This window comes from Arthrobacter sp. 01T428, assembly GCF_056398685.1.
Genome location: NZ_JBFTPW010000015.1, coordinates 92026 through 110771, shown reverse-complemented (window position 1 = coordinate 110771; position 18746 = coordinate 92026). Strand labels below are relative to the sequence as shown.

The following is an 18746-nucleotide window of genomic DNA, read 5'->3' as shown; positions in this document are numbered from 1 at the left end:
GGATTCACAGCACCATTGCGTTGCGTGATACGAGGTATTCGGAACTGGTGGCGCTGGTTATTGACGGGGCGTCAGCGTCAGCAGCACTGCTTCCGGCTTGCACGCGATCCGGACCGGGGCGAAGCGCGAGGTGCCGATGCCGCCCGAGACGTTGACCGGCGTCGCGCGTCCGTTGTTCTCCCACTTATGCAGGCCTTTGGCGCGCCACGTGGGGAGATCGCAATTGGCAACCAGGGCGCCGTAGCCGGGGATGCAGATCTGGCCGCCGTGGGTGTGTCCGGCGAGGATGAGGTCCGCGGCGTCGTTCGTGAAGTGATCCAGGACCCGTTGGTAGGGGGCGTGGATAACGGCTACGCGCAGGTGCGGGCGGGAGTCCTGTCCCACGGTGCCGCGTGGCCAGCCGGTGTAGCGCTCCCGATTGAGATGGGGGTCATCCACTCCGGAGAAATCGAAGCGGATTCCGTTGATGGGCAAGGACTGGTGCCTGTTGGTGAGGTCGATCCAGCCCGACATCCCGAATCCTGAGCGCAGGCGCGGCCAATCGAGCTCGACCGGATTGTCCTTGACGCGGGACGGGCCGAGGAAATATGTGGCTGGGTTCTTGAACCGAGGGGCGTAGTAGTCGTTGGAGCCTGGAACGAAGACGCCGGGGAACTTCAAGAGTGGCCGCAACGCATCCAACAGCGGAACGACGGCGTGGGGGTGGCTGAGATTGTCGCCCGTGTTCACCACAAGGTCCGGCTCAAGCGCGGCGAGAGAACGCAGCCATTCGGCCTTCTTGCGTTGGCTTGGCACGAAATGGATGTCGCTTATGTGCAGCACCCGGACGGGAGCCGAGCCTTCAGGGAGGATGGGCACGGTCTCCTCGCGGAGTACGAACTGGTTCTTTTCCCAGAGGCCATAGGCGAAGCCTGCCACGCCAGCGGTTGCGCCCGCACCCGCAGCGACGGCAAAGCCGCGTCCGACGCTTCGGACGCGGCTTGCCAGCGATTCAATGACGGGCTTGGAGCCGCTAGCCATTGTTCTTTCCGTTGCCATTTCCATTGCCGTTCCCGTTGCTGCTCGGCTGGGTGCTCGGAGAAGTGTTGCCCGGAGTGGTGGTGCTAGGCGTCGAAGGCTTGAACCCGGGCGGGTCGAGCAGGTTCGACGGCGGAGCCGGGAACGGGTTGGTTCCATAAGTGGGAGCGACCTGGAGCATGTAGTTGGCGAACTGCGGACCAGCGATCATGTAACCGTCAATGCCCTGGTAGAACTTGCCATTGATGGTGACGTTCTGACCCGCTCGGTTCTGGCTGCCCAACGGATCGCCGAACCACGTGGCCGTTGCGAGGCCGGAAGTGTAGCCGGCAACCCAGGTGGAACCATTGGAGTCGTTGGTTCCGGTCTTGCCCGCGATGGGGAAGTTGGTCTTGGTGGAGATTCGAGGCTGGATCAGCGAGCCGGAGCCCTTATTCAGAACCTCTTGCATGGCGTAGGCAACACCATGAGCGACCTCGGGGGTGACCGCGCTCCTGCAGCTCGTGGACTGGGCCGGCAGCTTGGCGCCCGTCTGGTCGGTTACCGAGGTGATGGCGATCGGCTCGCAGTACGTGCCATTGTTGGCAAAGGTGGCGAAGGCGCTGGCCATGGTCAGTGGCGCGGTCTGGGTGGAACCAATCAGGTTGCCCAACGTTGTCATGGGAACCTTCGGGTTGGGATTGCTGGCGTCCGGCAGGCCGCCGTGGATGCCAACAGCATCGACGATCTTCTGGATGCCACACAGGTCAACCCTTGCAGCCGTGGCAAATGTCATGGTGTTGATGGAGTTGGCCAAACCATCCACCACTGTCATGGGCTTGTAATATCCACCCTCGGCGTTCTGGAGGTCATGGGTGCCATTGGTGCTGTCATACCAGCCGACCGTCGGAGTCGGGCAAGTGTTCTTCCACGGGAAATTCTGGGGATACCGCCGGACGGTGCCATCCAGCACCGTATTCATCGACTTGCCCTCGTTCAACCATTCGGCAAAAGTGAAGGGCTTCATGGTTGAACCGGGCTGGAATCCGCCCAGTCCGTTGAGGTCATTGCCGTTGGCATCCAGTTTGTCTACGTTGAAGTTCTGCTCGGCCTGGAACTTCCCGTCGGCCGGCAGCCAGACGGTATTTTGGGCCATCGAGATGATCTTGCCGGTGCCCGGCTGGACCGACACCAAGGAAGCGCCCCATTTGTCCGGGTTAGCGCCGGCGGAAGCATCTACCTGGGCCTGGGCCACGGCCTGCGCCTTCGGGTCCAGTGTGGTTTGGATGGTCAGGCCACCCCGCGAGACGCGGTTGACGCGATCGTCGATCGTCGCGCCGTAGGCCGGGTTGTTGTAGAGCAGGTGCAGCACGTAGTCGCAGAAGTACGCGGCAGTGGCGGAGTAGGGGCAGCCTTGGCGAGGTTGCGTCACCTTGGTGGTCACCGGCGTCGCGATGGCGGCGTCGTAGTCGGCCTTCTTGATCTTTCCCTGGTCCAGCATGAGGCCGAGCACCAGGTCGCGACGCTGCTTCGCGTGGTCCGGGTTCGTCACCGGGTCGTAGTAGGACGGGCTGTTGACGACGCCGGCCAGCAAGGCGGCTTGCGGCAAGGTAAGGTCCTTGGCGCTGGTGCTGAAGAAGAGCCTTGAGGCGGCCTCGATGCCGTAGGCGTCCTTGTTGAAGAAGACGATGTTGAGGTAACCCTCGAGGATCTGCTGCTTGGAGAACTTCTTCTCCAAAGCGATGGACAGCTTCATTTCGCGAAGTTTGTCGCCCACGCCTTTGTTCACGCCATTGAGCTTGACGTCGGCACCCTTGTTCTGGGACACGAGCGACTCATTAATGACGTTGTTCACGTACTGCTGGGTGATGGTGGAAGCGCCCTGTTTTTGCCCGCGCGCCGTGCTCACGATGGCGCGCATGATGCCGGTGGCGTCAATGCCGCCGTGCTCATAGAAGCGGCTGTCCTCAACCGAGACGATCGCATCCTTGATGAAAGGGCTCATCTGGTCGAGCGAGACCCGCGTGCGGTTCTCGGAGTAGATCGAGGCGATCTGGCTGCCGTCCGCGGCCAGGATGGTGGTCGCCTGGCTGGGCGGGTTCACCTGAAGCTCCGCCGGCAGCGTGTCGAAGAACTGAATGGACCCACTCGCCGCACTGCCCGAAACGGCGGCCGCGGGAACGAGCAAGCCCGCCACCAGGACACCACAAATAGCGCTCACACCGAGGAATCCGAGGATCTTTCCAAGAGTGGTGGCAGTGTCGAATAGAGGGTTCCTACGAGTCACCATGTTCACCACTTTACCGGCAAGGGCTAGTCTTTCTTTCATGACCAAATGGGAGTACGCGACGATTCCGCTCATCATTCACGCTACAAAACAGATTCTGGACCAGTGGGGAGAGGACGGCTGGGAGCTCGTCCAGGTTGTTCCCGGACCCGACGGAAACGGACTTGTTGCATACTTGAAGAGGGAGAAGCAGTAACAATGACAACCCCCGCAGAAGCCACAGTTGGCGCGGATTCCACGGCTCCGGCATCCGCCGTCGAGCAGCGCCTTGCAGAACTGGGACTGACCCTTCCGGCCGTCGCAGCTCCGGTGGCCGCCTATGTTCCGGCCATCGTCTCCGGCAACCACGTCTACACCTCCGGACAGCTGCCCTTCATTAACGGCAAACTCGAAGCTACGGGCAAAGTCTCCAGCGGTGAAGAGGGCCTTTCGGACGAGCCCACGGTGTCTCCGGAAGACGCGCAGAGGTATGCAGCTGTCTGCGCCGTCAACGCCTTGGCCGCCGTCAAGAGTGTCATCGGGGACCTCGACCGCATCACGCGCATCGTGAAGGTCGTCGGCTTCGTGGCCTCCGATACCTCCTTCACCGGCCAGCCCGGTGTCATCAATGGTGCATCCGAGCTCCTCGGGCGTGTCTTCGGCGACAAAGGGCAGCACGCGCGTTCCGCCGTCGGCGTTGCAGTCCTTCCGCTCGACTCTCCCGTCGAGGTCGAGTTGATCGCTGAATTCAGCTAAGGAACCGGTTCACTCAATTGCCACAACTAGCCCGACGCTTGTTTGCGTTACCCCCTGAACTTGAAGGGGCTGCACGGAATTGGCTTGAGCTCGGCGAACGGGCCCCCCGCGCCGCGCGTTTTGCATCATCTGTTGTCCTGCTCCGCGATTCGCCGACCGGCCTGGAAACGTGGATGGGTTACCGTCCCGGTTCCTCGCCTTTGGGCGTTGTCGCGTTTCCCGGCGGCTCGCTGGAACCGAGCGACGACGACGCCCTCGGCTGGCTCGGCCCCTCGCCTCAGCATTGGGCAGAGACGCTGGGGACCGCCGACGTCGGACTTGCCCGCCGCCACGTGGTGGGCGCCATCCGCGAACTGTTCGAGGAGACCGGCGTGCTGCTGGCCGGCCCCGACTTGTCCTCCACAGTGGAGGCGACGTCCACTCCCGAGTGGATGAAGGCCCGCGAGGCCGTGGCGGCCCAGGACAAGTCGTTCACGGACGTCCTGGCCAAGCGCGGCCTGTCGCTGCGGACGGACTTGCTCAAGCCGCTGGTCAACTGGCTCAGCCCGGACTTCGCGCACAGGCGCTTCAATACCCGCTACTTCGCCGCCACTCTTCCCGTGAACCAGCAGCCATCGCTGCTGGCCAGCAAGGGTGTCTGGGGGCGTTGGGTGTGCGTTTCGAAACTCATGGCCGAGCGCGAGACCACTGCGCTTGGGGATGAAATCGGCCAGGAAAACACCGTTGGCTTGCCGCTGGGCCAATTGCTGGTGCCGGGCTCGGAGATCATCCTTGAGAAGATGGCCGCTGCCCAGGGTTGCATTGCGTACCTCAGCTACAAGCGGAAGCCGCACATGTACCAGCCGCGGCTCGTTCAAGAGGATGGCGCGCTCATGCTCGAAGTCGAAGCGGCCCGGACGGTTTCAGGGGAGCCGCAGCGGGAACGCTGACGACACCCAAATCCGCTGGTGACACGAAAAATGCCTGGCGACTCCGGAATTCCGGGGTCACCAGGCATTTTCTGTGTCGCAGGAATTAACGGGAGCGCTGGCGGAGGCGCTGCATGTCCAGGATGACCACTGCGCGGGCTTCCAGGCGGAGCCAGCCGCGCTGGACGAACTCGGCGAGGGCCTTGTTGACCGTCTCGCGGGAAGCTCCGACCAGCTGGGCCAGTTCCTCCTGCGTGAGTTCGTGGGCCACCAGGACGCCGTCGGTCGCGGGCCGGCCGAAGCGGTCCGCGAGGTCCAGCAGGGCCTTGGCGACACGACCCGGGACGTCCGAGAACACGAGGTCGGACAGGGAATCGTTGGTGCGGCGCAAGCGGCGGGCGAGTGCCTGGAGCAATTGTGCGGACACCTCGGGGCGGGTGCGCAGCAGGGCGTTGAGGCTTTCGTTCTTCAGGCCTGCCAGACGCGTTTCGGAAACGGCCGTGGCCGTCGCGGTGCGCGGGCTGGGATCGAACAAGGCCATTTCGCCGAAGAGCTCGCCCGGGCCGAGGATGGCCAGCAGGGATTCGCGGCCGTCCGGAGAGGTGCGGCCGAGCTTAACCTTGCCGGACACGATGAAGTAGAGCTGGTCACCCTGATCGCCCTCACGGAAAACAGACGCTCCGCGTGAAAGGTCCACCTCTGTGAGTTCGTCCGTCAGCAGACGGAAAGCGTCGTCGTCAAGGGTGGCGAAGAGGGGTGCGCGGCGCAATACCTCGATATCCATGAAATCTCCTGAGTAAAAGTTCGGCTGGGGCGCTTCAGCCATTGTTTCAGAATTTTGTCGCGTCTGTGACGTACTTGGCAGCCGAAACGCCCTAAATCACGCGGAAGAGGCCCAAAACCGCGCCTCAAACGGCCGGGAATGCCCTGCTCGGCAGGGGCTTCGCGATCTGGACGACGGCCTGCTTCCGAAGGGAAGCTGTCAGTCTGTGCAACTACAATTGGGGCTTACCCGGCTGTGAGGAGCTTTGGTGTTCGGCTTGACCATATTGGACCTGGCGTTGATTTTGACGCTTCTTTCCTACCTGATCTACGGACTGCGCAACGGCTTCTTCGTGACGCTTGGAGGAATCGCGGGCTTCGCCGTAGGAGCAGCCGCGGCCTTTATCGCGGTCCCGCTCGTCGGCGAGTGGGTGAAGGACAGCGGCTGGAGGCTGACTGCCATTATCGGCTCGGCCGTGGTCCTCATTGTCTTGGGGCACGGTCTGGGTACCTGGATTGGCCAAAGGGTCCGCAAAGCCTTGCGCATCCAGCCTTTGCACGCACTTGACCGCGTGCTGGGTGGTTTCGTCAGTTTGGTTGTTGCCGCACTCGTGATGTCCATGTTGGCTTTCAGCATCGGTTCCTTGGGCGTGCCCTTCGTTTCGCAGCAGCTGGCCGATTCCAAGGTGATCCGCTTCATCGACACCATGACGCCCACACCAGTCAAGGCCAGCGTGGCGCAACTGCGTTCCAAAGTCATGGGCAACGGCATTCCGCAGCTCATCGAGGGCATCGGCCCCGTTACTCCGGTGCCCGTTCCGAACACGAGCACCGACACTCCCGCACTCAACAATGCGGCCCACTCCGTGCTGAAGATTGCCGGGACGGCCTACCAGTGCGGCCAGAACCAGACAGGCTCCGGCTTTGTTGTCTCCCCTGGCCGCGTGGTGACCAACGCCCACGTGGTGGCCGGAGTGTCGCAACCTGTAGTGGAAATCCCCGACGGCGGTGCGTTGCCTGGTCGCGTGGTCTACTTCGACAGCCAGCGCGACCTGGCCGTCATCGCCGTCGACGGCCTCCCGACGGCGCCGCTGCAGTTGAGCCCGGATCTTCCGGCCGGTTCGCCCGCGGCTTTCGCCGGCTACCCGCATGGTGGTCCGTTCCAGTCCAAGCCGGCCGCGGTGGAGGGCATCTCGACCCTGCTGGTCCCGGACATTTACGGCAACAACCCGTCCCCGGAGCAGGTCTACAAGTTGGCGGGAGACGTGCAACCGGGCAACTCGGGCGGTCCGCTGCTGACCACCCAGGGACAGGTTGCCGGCGTTGTCTTCGCCAAGACCACTTCGGATGTGGCGGTGGGCTACGCCCTCACCATGGACGAGCTCTCTCCGGTGGCACAGCAAGCACCATCGCTCAGCGACGCCGTCTCGTCGGGCCAGTGCACCAAGAAGTAGGCCGCCCACCAAGGGACATGCTTAGTCCGAGGGTCTAGACCGCGGTGGCGAGGTAGTCGATGGCCAGCTTGTAGCCCTGGACTCCTGCGCCGACGATCACCGCGGAGCACACCGGGGACAAGTAGGAGTGGTGCCGGAATTCTTCGCGCTGGTGCACATTGGTGATGTGGACTTCGACGGCGGGAAGCTGCACTGCCGCGAGCGCGTCCCGCAGTGCCACCGACGTGTGCGTGTAAGCACCAGCGTTGATGACGATCCCGACGGCGGTCCCGCGGGCGCCATGGATGGCGTCCAGGAGGTCGCCCTCGTGGTTGGACTGGACACAGTCCACCGTGAAGCCGTTGGCCTCGGCGGCGGCCATGGCGAGCTGTTCGACGTCGGCCAAGGTGGACGTGCCGTACTTTTCCGGCTCACGCGTGCCCAGCAGGTTCAGGTTGGGGCCGTTGAGGACGAGGATGGTGCCGCGACCGGCTTCGGTGGCGGTGGGAGCTTCAGTCATGACTCCCAATCTATCGGTGCGCCGAGCCTGTCCGGCGTTTCTTACGCTGCCCGGCTGCGCCGCGGCAGCGTAAGAAACACCGAACAGCGTAAGAAACACCGAACAGCGTAAGAAACACCAAACGGCAGCTACACCGCAGTAATGCTGAGCAGCAACGCGTGCTCAGGGTTCAGGACAGGCACGGGGAGTCCCACCTCCGCAAGGAAGCGCCCGCTTGCCTCAGCTCCGGATGGCAGCCATGCCGGAGGTTGCACCTGGGTGAAGGTGCGGGCATAGTCCGCATCGCCAGGCGCGGGGAAAATTGCTTGCACCCTGTAAGAGCGCTCGGGGTCGAGGCCCGGAACAGCGATACGCCCGGGTTGTTCGGCGAACGACGTCCGGGTGCTGACGACGGCGAACAGCGCGGACGCGCCGTCGTCGGACACCACACCGTGCAACATCAGTGAGTCGTCGGGAACGTCCGCGCGGACCATCCGCCCGCTGTGGATGAGCCCCCGGTGCTCCTTGTACAGGCCGATGAAGCGCTTGAGCTCCTCGCGTTCGGCGCCTTGGACGTGGCGGACATCCCATTCCATGCCGAAATGCCCGAATAGCGCAGTGATGGCGCGGAAGGAGAGATCGTGCGTACGGGCCGTGGTGTGCGAGGTGGTGGGGCCGATATGCCCGCCCACCAGTTCCGGCGGAACCACTACGCCGGTCCAGCGCTGGATGGTCTGCCTCTCGAGGGCGTCGTTGCAGTCCGATCCCCAGATCCGGTCGGTCCGCTCAAGGATGCCGAGATCCACCCGGGCCCCGCCTGAGGAGCAGCTTTCGATTTCGACGCCGGGGTGGGCCTTGCGGAGCTCGTCGAAGAGCCGGTACGCGGCGAGGGTTTGCGCGTGTACGGACGCACGGCCCGCATGGCCGTGCTCGGCGAGCTCCCGGTTCTGGTCCCATTTGAGGTACTTGATGTTGTTTTCCCCGAGCAGGGCGTCGATCCGCTCGAAGACGTACTGCCAGGCCGCCGGGTTGACGAGGTCGATGATGTGCTGGTGCCGCCATTCCAGAGGGAGGCGGCCGCCGTCCTTGTGGGAGAGTGCCGCGGGGCCCACGATCCAGTCGGGGTGCGCCCGGGCGACATCGGAATCCAGGTTGACCATTTCCGGTTCCACCCAGAGCCCGAATTCCATGCCATGGGAGTTCACGGCTTCGATGAGCGGTGTCAGGCCATCGGGCCAAAGGGTTTCGTCGACGTACCAATCGCCCAGGCCTGCGTGATCGTCGCGGCGCCCGCGGAACCACCCGTCGTCGAGCACGAAGCGCTCAACGCCCAGCTCCGCAGCGGACTCGGCGAGCTCGATCAGGGTGTCCAGCTTGTGGTCGAAGTACACGGCCTCCCAGGTGTTGAGGACCACGGGGCGGGGCTTGCCGGCGGGGAGTCCCGTGGAAGCCGCGGGAAGGACGTGATGCGGGCGCGAGCGGAACCAGCTGTAGAACGCTTCGCTGATGCCGTCGAGGCCACGGTCCGAGTAGGCGGCAAACAGGGCGGGTGTGGTGTAGCCCTCGCCGGGCTGGAGGACTACTTCGGCCGGGCCCAGGAGCTCGGAGCCGCCGATCATCGTGCGGCCATCGGCCACGGTGTCGGCGAATTGTTCGTGGTTGCCGCTCCACGCCAAGTGGGTGGCCCAGACCTTTCCGTGGCGGTTGCCGAATCCGGCGGTGCCCGCCGCGAAAAGCAGCGAGGAATCGTGCCCCGTGCGGCCGTGGCGACCCGTGCGCACCCACGTCCCTTGCTGCACGGGCCGGCGCTGTGGGTGCCGTTCGCGGCACCAGCGCCCGGTGAGGTCAAGGAGTTCGACGGCGTCCGGCCCCACCGGGAGGACGGTGGCGAGCTCGTCGAGCTGGAAGGGGGACGTGCCGTCGTTGACCGCGGTGTGGCGCAGCTCCAGAAGGCCGCCGGGGTGAAGGGTGAGTGTGGACGTCACGGTGATTCCGGCGTCGGGGTCCTTCTGGACAATCGCTGCGGAGGCGACGGCGGAGCTAGGGTCAGCCTGCACATCCACCACGCGAAGCCGGAGCGAAAAGTCCAGTCCCGGAACGCCGTCGGCGATTCGCTGGCCGCGCAGGCCCGGGCGGCCCAGCCACGCGGAGGAGCCCTGCGGGAGGAGTGCGGCCGGTACGTTGGCGTCGACGGCGGAGTGCGGAATGGGTTCGCCCAGGATGGCAAGGTCCGGGAGGGTGCTGCCGAGATCGGCACCCCAGTGGATGACCTCGGCCTCTCCGTTATCGAAACTGACCACCAGGCTTGTGCCGGCGGAACGGAGGTGGAGCGGGTCCATGGGCTGGTTCACTTTCAGAGAGTCGTGTGTCGCGTGATGCGGGAGTGGAGAGTCCGGGCGCCGCCGTCAAAGGAGTGAAAGCGGCGGCGCCCGGACTGGCTTGGCGGGACTGGTGTTACTTGAAGAGGTTGTTGACCTGGTTGTTGGCGTCGGAGAGGGAGCTGGCAGGCTTCTTGCCGCTCAGTACTGCATCCATTGCGGGCTTCATGATGCCGTCAACTTTGGCAGCCTTGTCCGCGATGGGGAAGAGGAAAGTGGTCCCGTCTTTGACCTGCTGGGTGAAAGCGGAGACGTCAACACCCTTGGCCGCGAACGCCTTGGCGGCCAGGTCCGAGGACGTGCTGATCGCCGGGAACACAACAGCCTTGTTGGCGACGACGTCCTGGCAAGCCGACGAGCCAAGGTACTCGACCCACTTGGTGGCCGCTGCCGGGTTCTTGGTGCCGGCCCAGATGGAATCGGCGAGGCCATTGAACATGGACGCGCGCTTACCGCTCGGACCAACCGGCGTGGGGGCGATTCCGGTCTGGATGCCCTTGTAGGCGGTGTACTGGCCGATCATCCATGAGCCGCTGGTATTGATTGCGGCCTTGCCCGCGCCGAAGTTGTCCGACACGCTGGCGCCTACCGTTGTTTCGAGTTTGGGCATGTAGCCCTTGTCCGCCAGTCCTGCCCACCAGGCGATGGTTTCCTGGAACTTGGGGTCGTCGTAGTTGAACTTGGTGCCCCACGGGTTCTTGTCGGTAGCGGTCCAGCCGGTGGTGGCTGCGAGGAAGCTCCATTGGGTCTGGCCCTGGCCGGAACCGGAGGACTCCAAGCCCAAGCCGTAGACGGCCACGTTGTTCTTGTCGAAGCCGGCTTCGTCTCCGCGCTTGCCGTTCTTGTCCACGGTCAGGTGGGCAATGGTCTTTTCGTAGCTGCCGCCGTCCTTGGGGTTCCAATCGAGCTTGGCCATCTGCTCGGCGGTGATCCCGGCGGAGTCAGTCATCGCCTTGTTGTAGAAGAGGCTGATGGTGTCCCAGTCCTTCGGGAGGCCGTAGCGCTTGCCGTCTTGGCCTACCCAGAGATCGGCCAGGCCCTTGTTGTAGCTGTCCAGCTTGACGCCGTCCTTGGCTACGGCATCGTCGAGGGCCAGCAACTGCTTCTTGGAAGCAAACTCCGGGTACTTGGACAGGTGGTCGGTGAAGACGTCCGGGGCGGTGCCGGACACGAAGCCGTTGGTCAGGGTGGTCCAGTAGTCGTCCCAGCCGCGCTGGGTGATTTTGACCGTGATGTTCGGGTTTGCCTTGGTGAAGTCGCTCGCGCACTGCTGGTATGCCGGGAGCTGGTTGGCATCCCACAGCCAGTAGTTGATCTCGCCCTTTGCTTCGCTGGAGACGGGGGTGGAACCGCCACAGGCGGAGAGTGACAGCGCGGCTGCGGCAGCGACGGCGACGGCGGCTGCGACGGTGCCAATGGATTTCTTCATGGTGGACCTTTCAGGGGGTTGCGATGGAACGGGGCGGTGCTGGGGGATGACTTACTTGATGCCGGAGAAGCCGATGGAGTTGACCACCTTCTTGCCGAAGGCGATGAAGAGGATCAGGACGGGCAGCGCTGCCACGAGGGTGGCGGCCATGAGCCCACTCCAGTCCGGCGCCCCTTGCGGGGACTGGGACTTGAAGACGCCCAGTCCCACAGTGAGGACGCGGACACTTTCGTCCTGGCCCACCAGGAGCGGCCAGAAGTACTCGTTCCACTGACCGATGAAGGTCAGCAGGGCCAGGGTGGCCAGGGGTGCTGCGGCGTTGGGGATCACGATCTGGAAGAAGATCCGGAGGTGCTTGGCGCCGTCGAGCATGGCTGCCTCTTCCACTTCGCGGGACATGCTCAGGAAGAACTGGCGCAGGAAGAAGATGGCGAACGGGGTCATGAACATGAAGGGCAGTGCCAGCCCGGCGAAGGTGTTGAGCAGGCCCAGGTTCTTGATCATCAGGAAGTTGGGCAGGGCGGTGAAGATCGGCGGGACCATCATGGTGGCCAGGAAGATCGCGAACACTTTGTTCCGGCCGGGCCAGCGCAGGCGGGAAAAGGCATAGGCGGCCATTGCGCTGAAGAACACCTGGCCTGCGGTGGTCATGGTGGCGAAGACGATCGAGTTGCGCAGGTAGAGCCAGAAGTTGATGTCAGCGCCGGAACCGCCTTCGGCGATTGCCTGCTCGGGGCTCTGTAGCCCGAAGACCCGCTGGAACGCGCCCCAGCTGAAGTCCGCGGGAAGGAGGTTGCCGGCGTTCGAGGCGAGCGAATGGTTGCTGGACAGTGCAGTCCGGAGCATCCAGAGGAACGGTGCCAGGGTGACCACGACGGCGATCGCTACGAGGACCCAGGCACCTGCGCGGCGCCAGTTGAAGGGTTTCGTGCGGGGGCGGCGCGATTGCGGAGAGCCGACGACGGCGGTGGCGGACTCGCGCGAACGGCGGGAATTGGTGGAGGTACTCATGGCGGGGCTTCCTTAGTCCAGGTCCGTCTCGTTGCCTTTGAGGAACTTCATCTGGATGAAGGCCACGAGGGCGAGAATGATGAAGAGAATGACGGACAGCGCTGAGGCGTAGCCGAAATCGGACTCGCCGAACGCCTTTTGGTAGATGTACATCTGGATGACCCGGGAGGCATTGACGGGTCCGCCTCCGGTAGTCACGGCAACGGTGTCGAAGACCTGGAATGAACCGATGACGGTGACCACAAGGACCAGGACCAGCACCGGGCGAAGGAGCGGCATGGTGATGCTCCAGAAGGTCCGGGTGGGGGAGGCGCCGTCAAGGTTGGCTACCTCGTAGACGTGGTTGGGGATGGCCTGCAGGCCGGCGAAGATCAGCAGGGCCGTGTAGCCCATGTGCCGCCACACGTTGACGAAGGCGATAGTCGGAATGGCCCATTGATCGCTGCCGAAGAAGGCGATGCGGGGCAGGCCCATCCAGTTGATGATCTCGTTCACGATGCCCAGCTGGTAGTCCAGCATCCAGAACCAGAGCAGCGCGACGATCACGTTAGCCACGAGGAACGGCAGCAACAGGACGCCGCGGATGAAGGTGGACTTGGCCACGCGGTGCATGAGGAGCGCGAGTCCGATGGCGATGACGGTCTGGAAGCCGATGTTCAGTGCAACGTATTGGACGGTGACGGCCATCGCGTTCCAGAACAGGTCGTCGCTGAAGATCGACGTGTAGTTCTTCAGGCCGATCCAGGTGGGATCACCCAGGATGCTGTACTCGGTGAAGCTGAGGTAGATGCCCCGGATGGTGGGGACGAGGAAGAAAAGAACAAAGCCGATCATCGCCGGGAAGATGAAGAGCAACGCGATCTTCAAGTCACCGATCCGGCGGATGCCGAACCTTTTTGGTTTGCCCGGTTGGGGAAGCGCGGCGGGCTCCGCTTGTTTGGCAAGGGTGGTCATCTTCGACCCTTTCCTGACTGTGATGTGGGTTACAACTGATGGAAATCTACACGAGTAGATATGAAGGGGTCAAGTGGTCTTGTGAACTTTTGTTCGATTATTTTGGATTTATTGCTTTTTATTGACTCGAGTAGATCCCAGTGATTCACTGGCCTGAGTCACTCGTCGAGCCTCTCCGGGCACGGCGATGGCATTCTGAAGCCAGCCACACGAATCGAAGGGCTAACAATGACGTTTTCAATGGGAGTAGTAGGCCTCGGCCAGTTCGGGGGCCAATTCGCCCACCTCTTCAAGCTCCACCCCGGGGTTTCCGCGGTCTACGCAGTGGACGAGCTCCCTGAACGGGCGTCCAAAGCTGTTGAACAGCTGGGGCTCGACGGCACTATGGGCAGTTTCGACGAGCTGCTGGCCTCCGACGTCGACGCCGTCGCTATCTTCACGCAACGCTGGACGCACGGGCCCTTGGTGATCAAGGCGCTGCGCGCCGGAAAGCACGTCTATTCGGCTGTTCCGATGGCAATCTCGGAGGAACAGATCGCCGGGATCATCGACGCCGTGCGTGAAACCAAGCTTGTCTATGCCATGGGAGAGACCAGCTTCTACAACCCCGCAACCGTCTATGCGCGCAAGCAGCACGCCGCCGGCAAGTTCGGCCGCATCTTCTACACCGAAGGCGACTACGTCCACGACATGGACCTGGGCTTCTACGAGGCCTACCAGTACAGCGGCGGCGAAAACTGGAAAGCAACCGCCAGCTACCCGCCCATGCTGTACCCGACGCACGCCATCGGAGGCGTGCTGGGCGCCATACCGGGCCACGCTGTGAGCGTCAGCTGCATCGGCGTCAAGGACGATCGCGGCGACGGCGTCTTCGACAAGGAAGTCAGCATGTTCGACAACGACTTCTCCAACGCCACTGCGCTGTTCGAAATGAACGACGGCGGCGCCATGCGCACCAACGAGATGCGCCGCGTCGGCTACCCCTCGCATATCCGCGAATCGCGCTTCCGCTTCTTCGGCACGGAGGCAAGCTTCGAACAGCTGGCCACCACCACGCTGTGGCAGGACAAGGAGGGGGTCTTGGACGTCTCGGACCAGGTGGAGACCAAGCCGAGCATGTCGGCCGATGACCCCTCGTTGGCGGACGTCGCCCCCGAACTTCGCGGTGCGTTCATCTCCGGCCTCGCTCCGGTGCACGACGCCGGACGGCTCCCCGTTGAATTCGAGGGAGCCCCCACCGGGCACGAAGGCAGCCACCAGTTCCTGGTGGACGACTTCGTCACGGCCGTGAACAAGGGAAGCCTTCCTCCGGTCAACGCGTGGGTGGCGGCGCGCTTCACGCTCCCCGGCGTCGTGGCGCACGAGTCCGCGCTCCGCGGCGGGGAACGGCTCCCCATCCGCGATTTCGGCGATGCTCCGGAGGCTTTGTAGCTAGCATGATCCAATGACTACTTCGGCAGTGCACACCCCGCGCGGACCGGTGACGCGCAAAGACGTGGCCCGGTACGCCGGGGTGAGCACCGCCGTCGTGAGCTATGTGGTGAACGGCGGCCCCAAGAAGGTGGCGCCGGCAACGGAAGCGAAGGTCCAGGAAGCCATCCGGATCCTGGGATACCGGCCGAATGCCGCGGCGCGTGCGCTCAAAATGGGATCCAACCAGACCATCGGCCTCGTGATTCCGGACTCCAGCAACCCCTTCTGGGCCCTGCTGGGACACGCTGTGGAAGTGGCTGCCGCCGAGCGCGGCTATGCCTTGCTGCTGACGAATTCCGACAACAAGCTGGACTCCGAACGCCGCCACATCCGCAACCTCGCTGACCGGCAGGTTGATGGCGTGGTCCTGGCCAGCGTCATGTTCGAACCTGATCTACTGGAGCTTTTCGGCACTGAAATCCGCTCGGTCCTGCTGAACCATGCCTCGATCGCCCCTGGTTTCAACAGCGTCGGAGTGGACCTTGAGGCCGGAGCCCGCTTGGCCGTGGAACATTTGATCGGCCACGGCCACACCAACATCGGACTCGCCATGGGCATCACGGCGGACAACGTGACGGACGGACGGGAAGAGGGGTGGCTGCGTGCTCTGCAAGCCGCCGGTCTGCCTCCTGGACCCCTTGCACGCGACGGTTTCGACCGCCCCGGGGGCTATGCTGCCGGACGGCGCCTCCTGGCCTCTGCCAACCGTCCGACGGCGATCTTCGCCAGCTCCGATATGCAGGCAATCGGGGTCCTGCGGGCAATCCGCGAGGCAGGTCTCTCCGTTCCGGAGGATATCGCCGTGGCGTCCTTCGACGGCTCGGTTGAGGCCGAATACACCTGGCCGGCCCTGACCACGGTGGAACAGCCGGTGTGGGAGATGGCAGAGGCCGCAGTATCCGCGCTGGTGGGCGAGAACCGCAACGAACCCCCGCAGCACAGGGTCTTCCCCACCCAGCTCCGCATCCGCCAATCGTGCGGGTGCCCGTAACGCCTTCCCCGCCCACGCGTTAGTGAGCGGCGATCCTGAGCTTTCCGACGCCGTCGGCGAGGATGCGCCGGGCATCCTCGCCGAGGTGCGAGTCCGTCACGAGGACGTCGGCTTCCTCCAGCTGGGCAATCGATGCAATGCCGACAGTTCCCCACTTGCTGTGGTCCGCCAAGACCACCACGTTGCGTGACGCGCTGATGAACGCCCGGTTGGTTTCGGCTTCCTGCAGGTTCGGCGTGGTGAATCCGGCGTCCGCATCCATGCCGTGGACGCCCAGGAACAACATGTCCAAATGCAGTTGCTTCAGCGCGGCCGTCGCGATGGGACCCACCAGAGCGTCCGACGGCGTGCGCTCGCCGCCCGTCACGATGACCGGGAAAGCCTCCCGCGAACCTGAGGCGTTGTGGAAGAGATCCGCAATCCTGATGGAGTTCGTCACCACCGTGATCCGCGGGCCTTCCAGGAGTACCTTGGCGAGCTCGTAGGTGGTGGTTCCGGCGCTCAAGCCCACGGCCATGCCTTCGTGGACCAGGGTGGCGGCCTCGACGGCGATCGCGTGCTTTTCGTCGACCAGTTGGGTGGATTTCAGCTCAAAGCCGGGCTCGTGGGTCCGGGCATCGCCCGGTATCTTGGCTCCGCCATGGATGCGCTCGACGAGCCCGGACTCCTCAAGCGACTCGATGTCGCGCCGAACAGTCATGGCTGAGACGCCCAGCAGTTGCGCGAGGTCCGAGACGCGGACAACGCGTTCACGCTGGACGGCGTCGACTATGGCGGTGTGGCGGGCTGCCTGAAGCATCGGAGCCTTTCTGGACGGACGGCGGGTGGCTAGGCGGGAGTGGCGACGACGGCGACGCCTCCGGCAGTAAGGTTTAGCGTACCTCCGGTGGGTGTCCCGCCCAGGAGCTCGACGCCGTCGAGCGGCACCTCCACGTCCCGCGCGCTGTGGTTGATGACGAAAGTCCAGTCCTTGGTGCCGTTGCTCCTGCGGACGATTTCCACGTCTTCCGGAGGCTGAACGCCCAGGACCGGTGCCACTCCGGCGTCCGAGCAGAGGAGCTGGACGAGTTCGGCCAGCCCTTCGCGGCCCAAGGTCGTGGCGACGTAGTAGGCGGCACCGCGCCCGGCGGATCCCGCCCGGCGGGTCACCGCGGGCGAGCCGTCGACGCCGGTGCGTGCGCCGCTTGTGTCCGTGCCGCCGTCGAACGTGGCAAGAACCTCCGCCCCGGTTGCCTTCCCCAGCTCGCTCCAGACCGTCCCCGAGCCGAAGCGGCTCAAGCCCACGGCATCGCCTGAGCGCAGGGGGAAGAATTCCTCCATGCTGACGCCCAGCAGTTCGGAAAATGCCCCTGGATAACCGCCGCCGTTGACCGGATCCATCCGGATGTGGTCGTTCTCGTCAACGATCCCGGAGAAATACGTGATCACGAGGGTTCCGCCGGCTTGGACATACTCGTGGAGCTTCGCGGCGGCCTCATCGGTGACGAGGTACAGCATGGGCGCGATCACCAGTTTGTAGCCGGAAAGATCGTCGGTGCTTTGCCGGATGTCCGTGGTGATGCCGGCCCGGTAGAGCGCATCGTGCCAGCGCCGCGTTTCCGGGAGGTTCCGCGCGTCTTCGCTGGGATGCGAGTCGAGTTCGGTGCCCCAGCGGGCGTCGGTGTCATGGATGATGCAGGCTTCGGCCTGGACCGTTGAGCCGGCCACCTCCGAAATGCTCTCGAGCGCCCGGCCCAGCTCCACCACTTCGCGCCACACTTTGCTGTCGCGGCCGGCGTGGGGGACCAGTCCGGAGTGGTACTTTTCGGCCCCGGCGCGGGAAGCTCGCCATTGGAAGAACAACACGCCGTCGGTTCCGCGGGCCACGTGCTGCAGGGAATTGCGCAGCATTTCGCCCGGCACTTTGGCCACGTTGCGGGGTTGCCAGTTGACTGCCGAGGTGGAGTGTTCCATGAGGAGCCATGGTTTGCCCTGTGCCCAGCCGCGGGTGAGGTCCGCCGTCATGGCCAGGTCCTGGAAGTTCCGTTCGTCGGCGGCAATCAGATAGTGGTCGTTGGACACCACGTCCATGTGCCCGGACCAGCGCCAATAGTCCACAGGGGCGTTCAGGCCCATGTTGAAGCCCATGAAATTGGTGGTGACGGGGTGCTTCGAATGTGCCCTGATGATGTCTGCCTCCGCGTTGAAGCACTCAAGCAGGGCGTCGGAGGAGAACCGCGCGAAATCCAGTTGCTGCGTGGGGTTAACCCACGTTCCCGAACGCCGCGGCGGCAGGATCTCGGCCCAGTCGTAGTAATGCTGGGACCAGAAGGCCGTACCCCAGGCCTCATTGAGCGCGTCCAGGCTCCCGTACCTGGCCTGGAGCCATTCCTGGAAGCCACGCTCCGCGTGCGGGCCGAAGTCCGGTTGGTTGTGGCAACCGTACTCGTTGTGGACATGCCACATCACGACGGCGGGGTGACCCGCGTAGCGCTGGACGATCGCCGTCGTCAGGGCTGCTGCGGCCCGGCGATAGTCCGGCGAGCACGCCGCGAAGGCCTGCCGCGAACCGTAGCTTTGCCGGACGCCGTCGGCATCCACCGGGAGCGAATCGGGGTACTTGCGGCTGAACCACGGCGGGGGAGAAGCGCTCGCGTTCGCGAGATCCACGCTGATCCCGTTGGTGTGGAGCAGGTCCAGGATCCTGTCGAGCCAGGCGAACTCGTAGCGGCCTTCTTCGGGCTCCAGAAGGGCCCAACTGAAGATGCCGACACTGACCAGGTTCACTCCGGCTTCCTTCATGAGGGCGACGTCGTGTTTCCAGACCTCTTCGGGCCATTGTTCCGGGTTGTAGTCGCCGCCGAACGCGATCCGGCCGCCCAACTTGTCGACGATGTAATCCATTGCCATG

16 protein-coding genes are annotated in these 18746 nt (G+C 64.0%); 6 read left to right on the top strand and 10 right to left on the bottom strand.

Features of this window, described 5'->3' with window-relative positions:
• Positions 1 to 57: 57 nt before the first annotated feature.
• Both AC1DJB_RS16475 and AC1DJB_RS16470 read right to left on the bottom strand, forming a co-directional pair.
• Complete coding sequence (locus AC1DJB_RS16475; RefSeq protein ID WP_441433130.1) at positions 58 to 1020, bottom strand: metallophosphoesterase; 963 nt, start codon at positions 1018 to 1020, stop codon at positions 58 to 60.
• Complete coding sequence (locus tag AC1DJB_RS16470) at positions 1013 to 3325, bottom strand: transglycosylase domain-containing protein (RefSeq protein WP_253257446.1); 2313 nt, start codon at positions 3323 to 3325, stop codon at positions 1013 to 1015. Before AC1DJB_RS16470 ends, AC1DJB_RS16475 begins: the two co-directional genes overlap by 8 nt.
• On the opposite strand from AC1DJB_RS16470, the gene AC1DJB_RS16465 reads away from it, so the two are divergent.
• Genes AC1DJB_RS16465 through AC1DJB_RS16455 form a run of 3 tightly spaced genes read left to right on the top strand, consistent with a single transcriptional unit; the run spans position 3324 to position 4947 of the window.
• Complete coding sequence (locus tag AC1DJB_RS16465) at positions 3324 to 3479, top strand: DUF4177 domain-containing protein (protein ID WP_009359196.1); 156 nt, start codon at positions 3324 to 3326, stop codon at positions 3477 to 3479. The two genes, AC1DJB_RS16470 and AC1DJB_RS16465, sit on opposite strands and share 2 nt — an antisense overlap.
• 2 nt (positions 3480 to 3481) lie before the next feature.
• Positions 3482 to 4018, top strand: coding sequence for a RidA family protein (locus tag AC1DJB_RS16460; protein WP_059389482.1), 537 nt, complete (start codon positions 3482 to 3484; stop codon positions 4016 to 4018).
• A 17-nt stretch (positions 4019 to 4035) separates the two neighbouring features.
• Complete coding sequence (locus AC1DJB_RS16455; RefSeq protein WP_284990336.1) at positions 4036 to 4947, top strand: NUDIX hydrolase; 912 nt, start codon at positions 4036 to 4038, stop codon at positions 4945 to 4947.
• Between the two features lie 85 nt (positions 4948 to 5032).
• Here AC1DJB_RS16455 and AC1DJB_RS16450 read toward each other — a convergent pair whose 3' ends face one another.
• Entirely contained in the window at positions 5033 to 5710 is a 678-nt protein-coding gene (locus AC1DJB_RS16450) for a Crp/Fnr family transcriptional regulator (RefSeq protein WP_011775987.1), read from the bottom strand.
• A 247-nt stretch (positions 5711 to 5957) separates the two neighbouring features.
• Here AC1DJB_RS16450 and AC1DJB_RS16445 point away from each other — a divergent pair, with 247 nt between their 5' ends.
• Positions 5958 to 7142, top strand: a complete 1185-nt coding sequence (locus tag AC1DJB_RS16445) for a MarP family serine protease (RefSeq protein WP_284990337.1) — start codon at positions 5958 to 5960, stop codon at positions 7140 to 7142.
• A gap of 34 nt (positions 7143 to 7176) precedes the next feature.
• Here AC1DJB_RS16445 and aroQ read toward each other — a convergent pair whose 3' ends face one another.
• The 5 genes from aroQ to AC1DJB_RS16420 form a co-directional block, all read right to left on the bottom strand.
• Positions 7177 to 7641 carry a type II 3-dehydroquinate dehydratase gene (gene aroQ, locus AC1DJB_RS16440; RefSeq protein WP_059389485.1) on the bottom strand — a complete coding sequence of 155 codons (465 nt, stop codon included), beginning with the start codon at positions 7639 to 7641 and terminating at the stop codon, positions 7177 to 7179.
• Positions 7642 to 7769: 128 nt separating this feature from the next.
• The gene (locus AC1DJB_RS16435; RefSeq protein WP_476910583.1) at positions 7770 to 9959 is read right to left on the bottom strand and encodes an alpha-galactosidase; all 2190 of its coding nucleotides are present in this window, start codon (positions 9957 to 9959) and stop codon (positions 7770 to 7772) included.
• A gap of 115 nt (positions 9960 to 10074) precedes the next feature.
• On the bottom strand, positions 10075 to 11427 hold the full coding sequence (locus AC1DJB_RS16430) for an ABC transporter substrate-binding protein (protein WP_059389486.1): 1353 nt from the start codon (positions 11425 to 11427) through the stop codon (positions 10075 to 10077).
• Positions 11428 to 11478: 51 nt separating this feature from the next.
• Entirely contained in the window at positions 11479 to 12438 is a 960-nt protein-coding gene (locus tag AC1DJB_RS16425; RefSeq protein ID WP_059389487.1) for a carbohydrate ABC transporter permease, read from the bottom strand.
• Positions 12439 to 12450: 12 nt separating this feature from the next.
• On the bottom strand, positions 12451 to 13392 hold the full coding sequence (locus AC1DJB_RS16420; RefSeq protein ID WP_059389488.1) for a carbohydrate ABC transporter permease: 942 nt from the start codon (positions 13390 to 13392) through the stop codon (positions 12451 to 12453).
• Positions 13393 to 13620: 228 nt separating this feature from the next.
• Between AC1DJB_RS16420 and AC1DJB_RS16415 the strand changes: the two genes are divergently transcribed.
• A complete protein-coding gene (locus tag AC1DJB_RS16415) occupies positions 13621 to 14823 on the top strand; it encodes a Gfo/Idh/MocA family protein (protein WP_306959269.1) in 1203 nt (400 codons plus the stop codon).
• Between the two features lie 13 nt (positions 14824 to 14836).
• Positions 14837 to 15856: a LacI family DNA-binding transcriptional regulator gene (locus tag AC1DJB_RS16410; RefSeq protein ID WP_059389490.1), complete on the top strand. Its 1020-nt coding sequence runs from the start codon at positions 14837 to 14839 to the stop codon at positions 15854 to 15856.
• Between the two features lie 19 nt (positions 15857 to 15875).
• Here AC1DJB_RS16410 and AC1DJB_RS16405 read toward each other — a convergent pair whose 3' ends face one another.
• Together AC1DJB_RS16405 and AC1DJB_RS16400 are read right to left on the bottom strand one after the other, a co-directional pair.
• Positions 15876 to 16655, bottom strand: a complete 780-nt coding sequence (locus AC1DJB_RS16405) for a DeoR/GlpR family DNA-binding transcription regulator (protein ID WP_284990340.1) — start codon at positions 16653 to 16655, stop codon at positions 15876 to 15878.
• A 29-nt stretch (positions 16656 to 16684) separates the two neighbouring features.
• Positions 16685 to 18745, bottom strand: coding sequence for a beta-galactosidase (locus AC1DJB_RS16400; RefSeq protein ID WP_476910578.1), 2061 nt, complete (start codon positions 18743 to 18745; stop codon positions 16685 to 16687).
• Position 18746 lies beyond the last annotated feature (1 nt).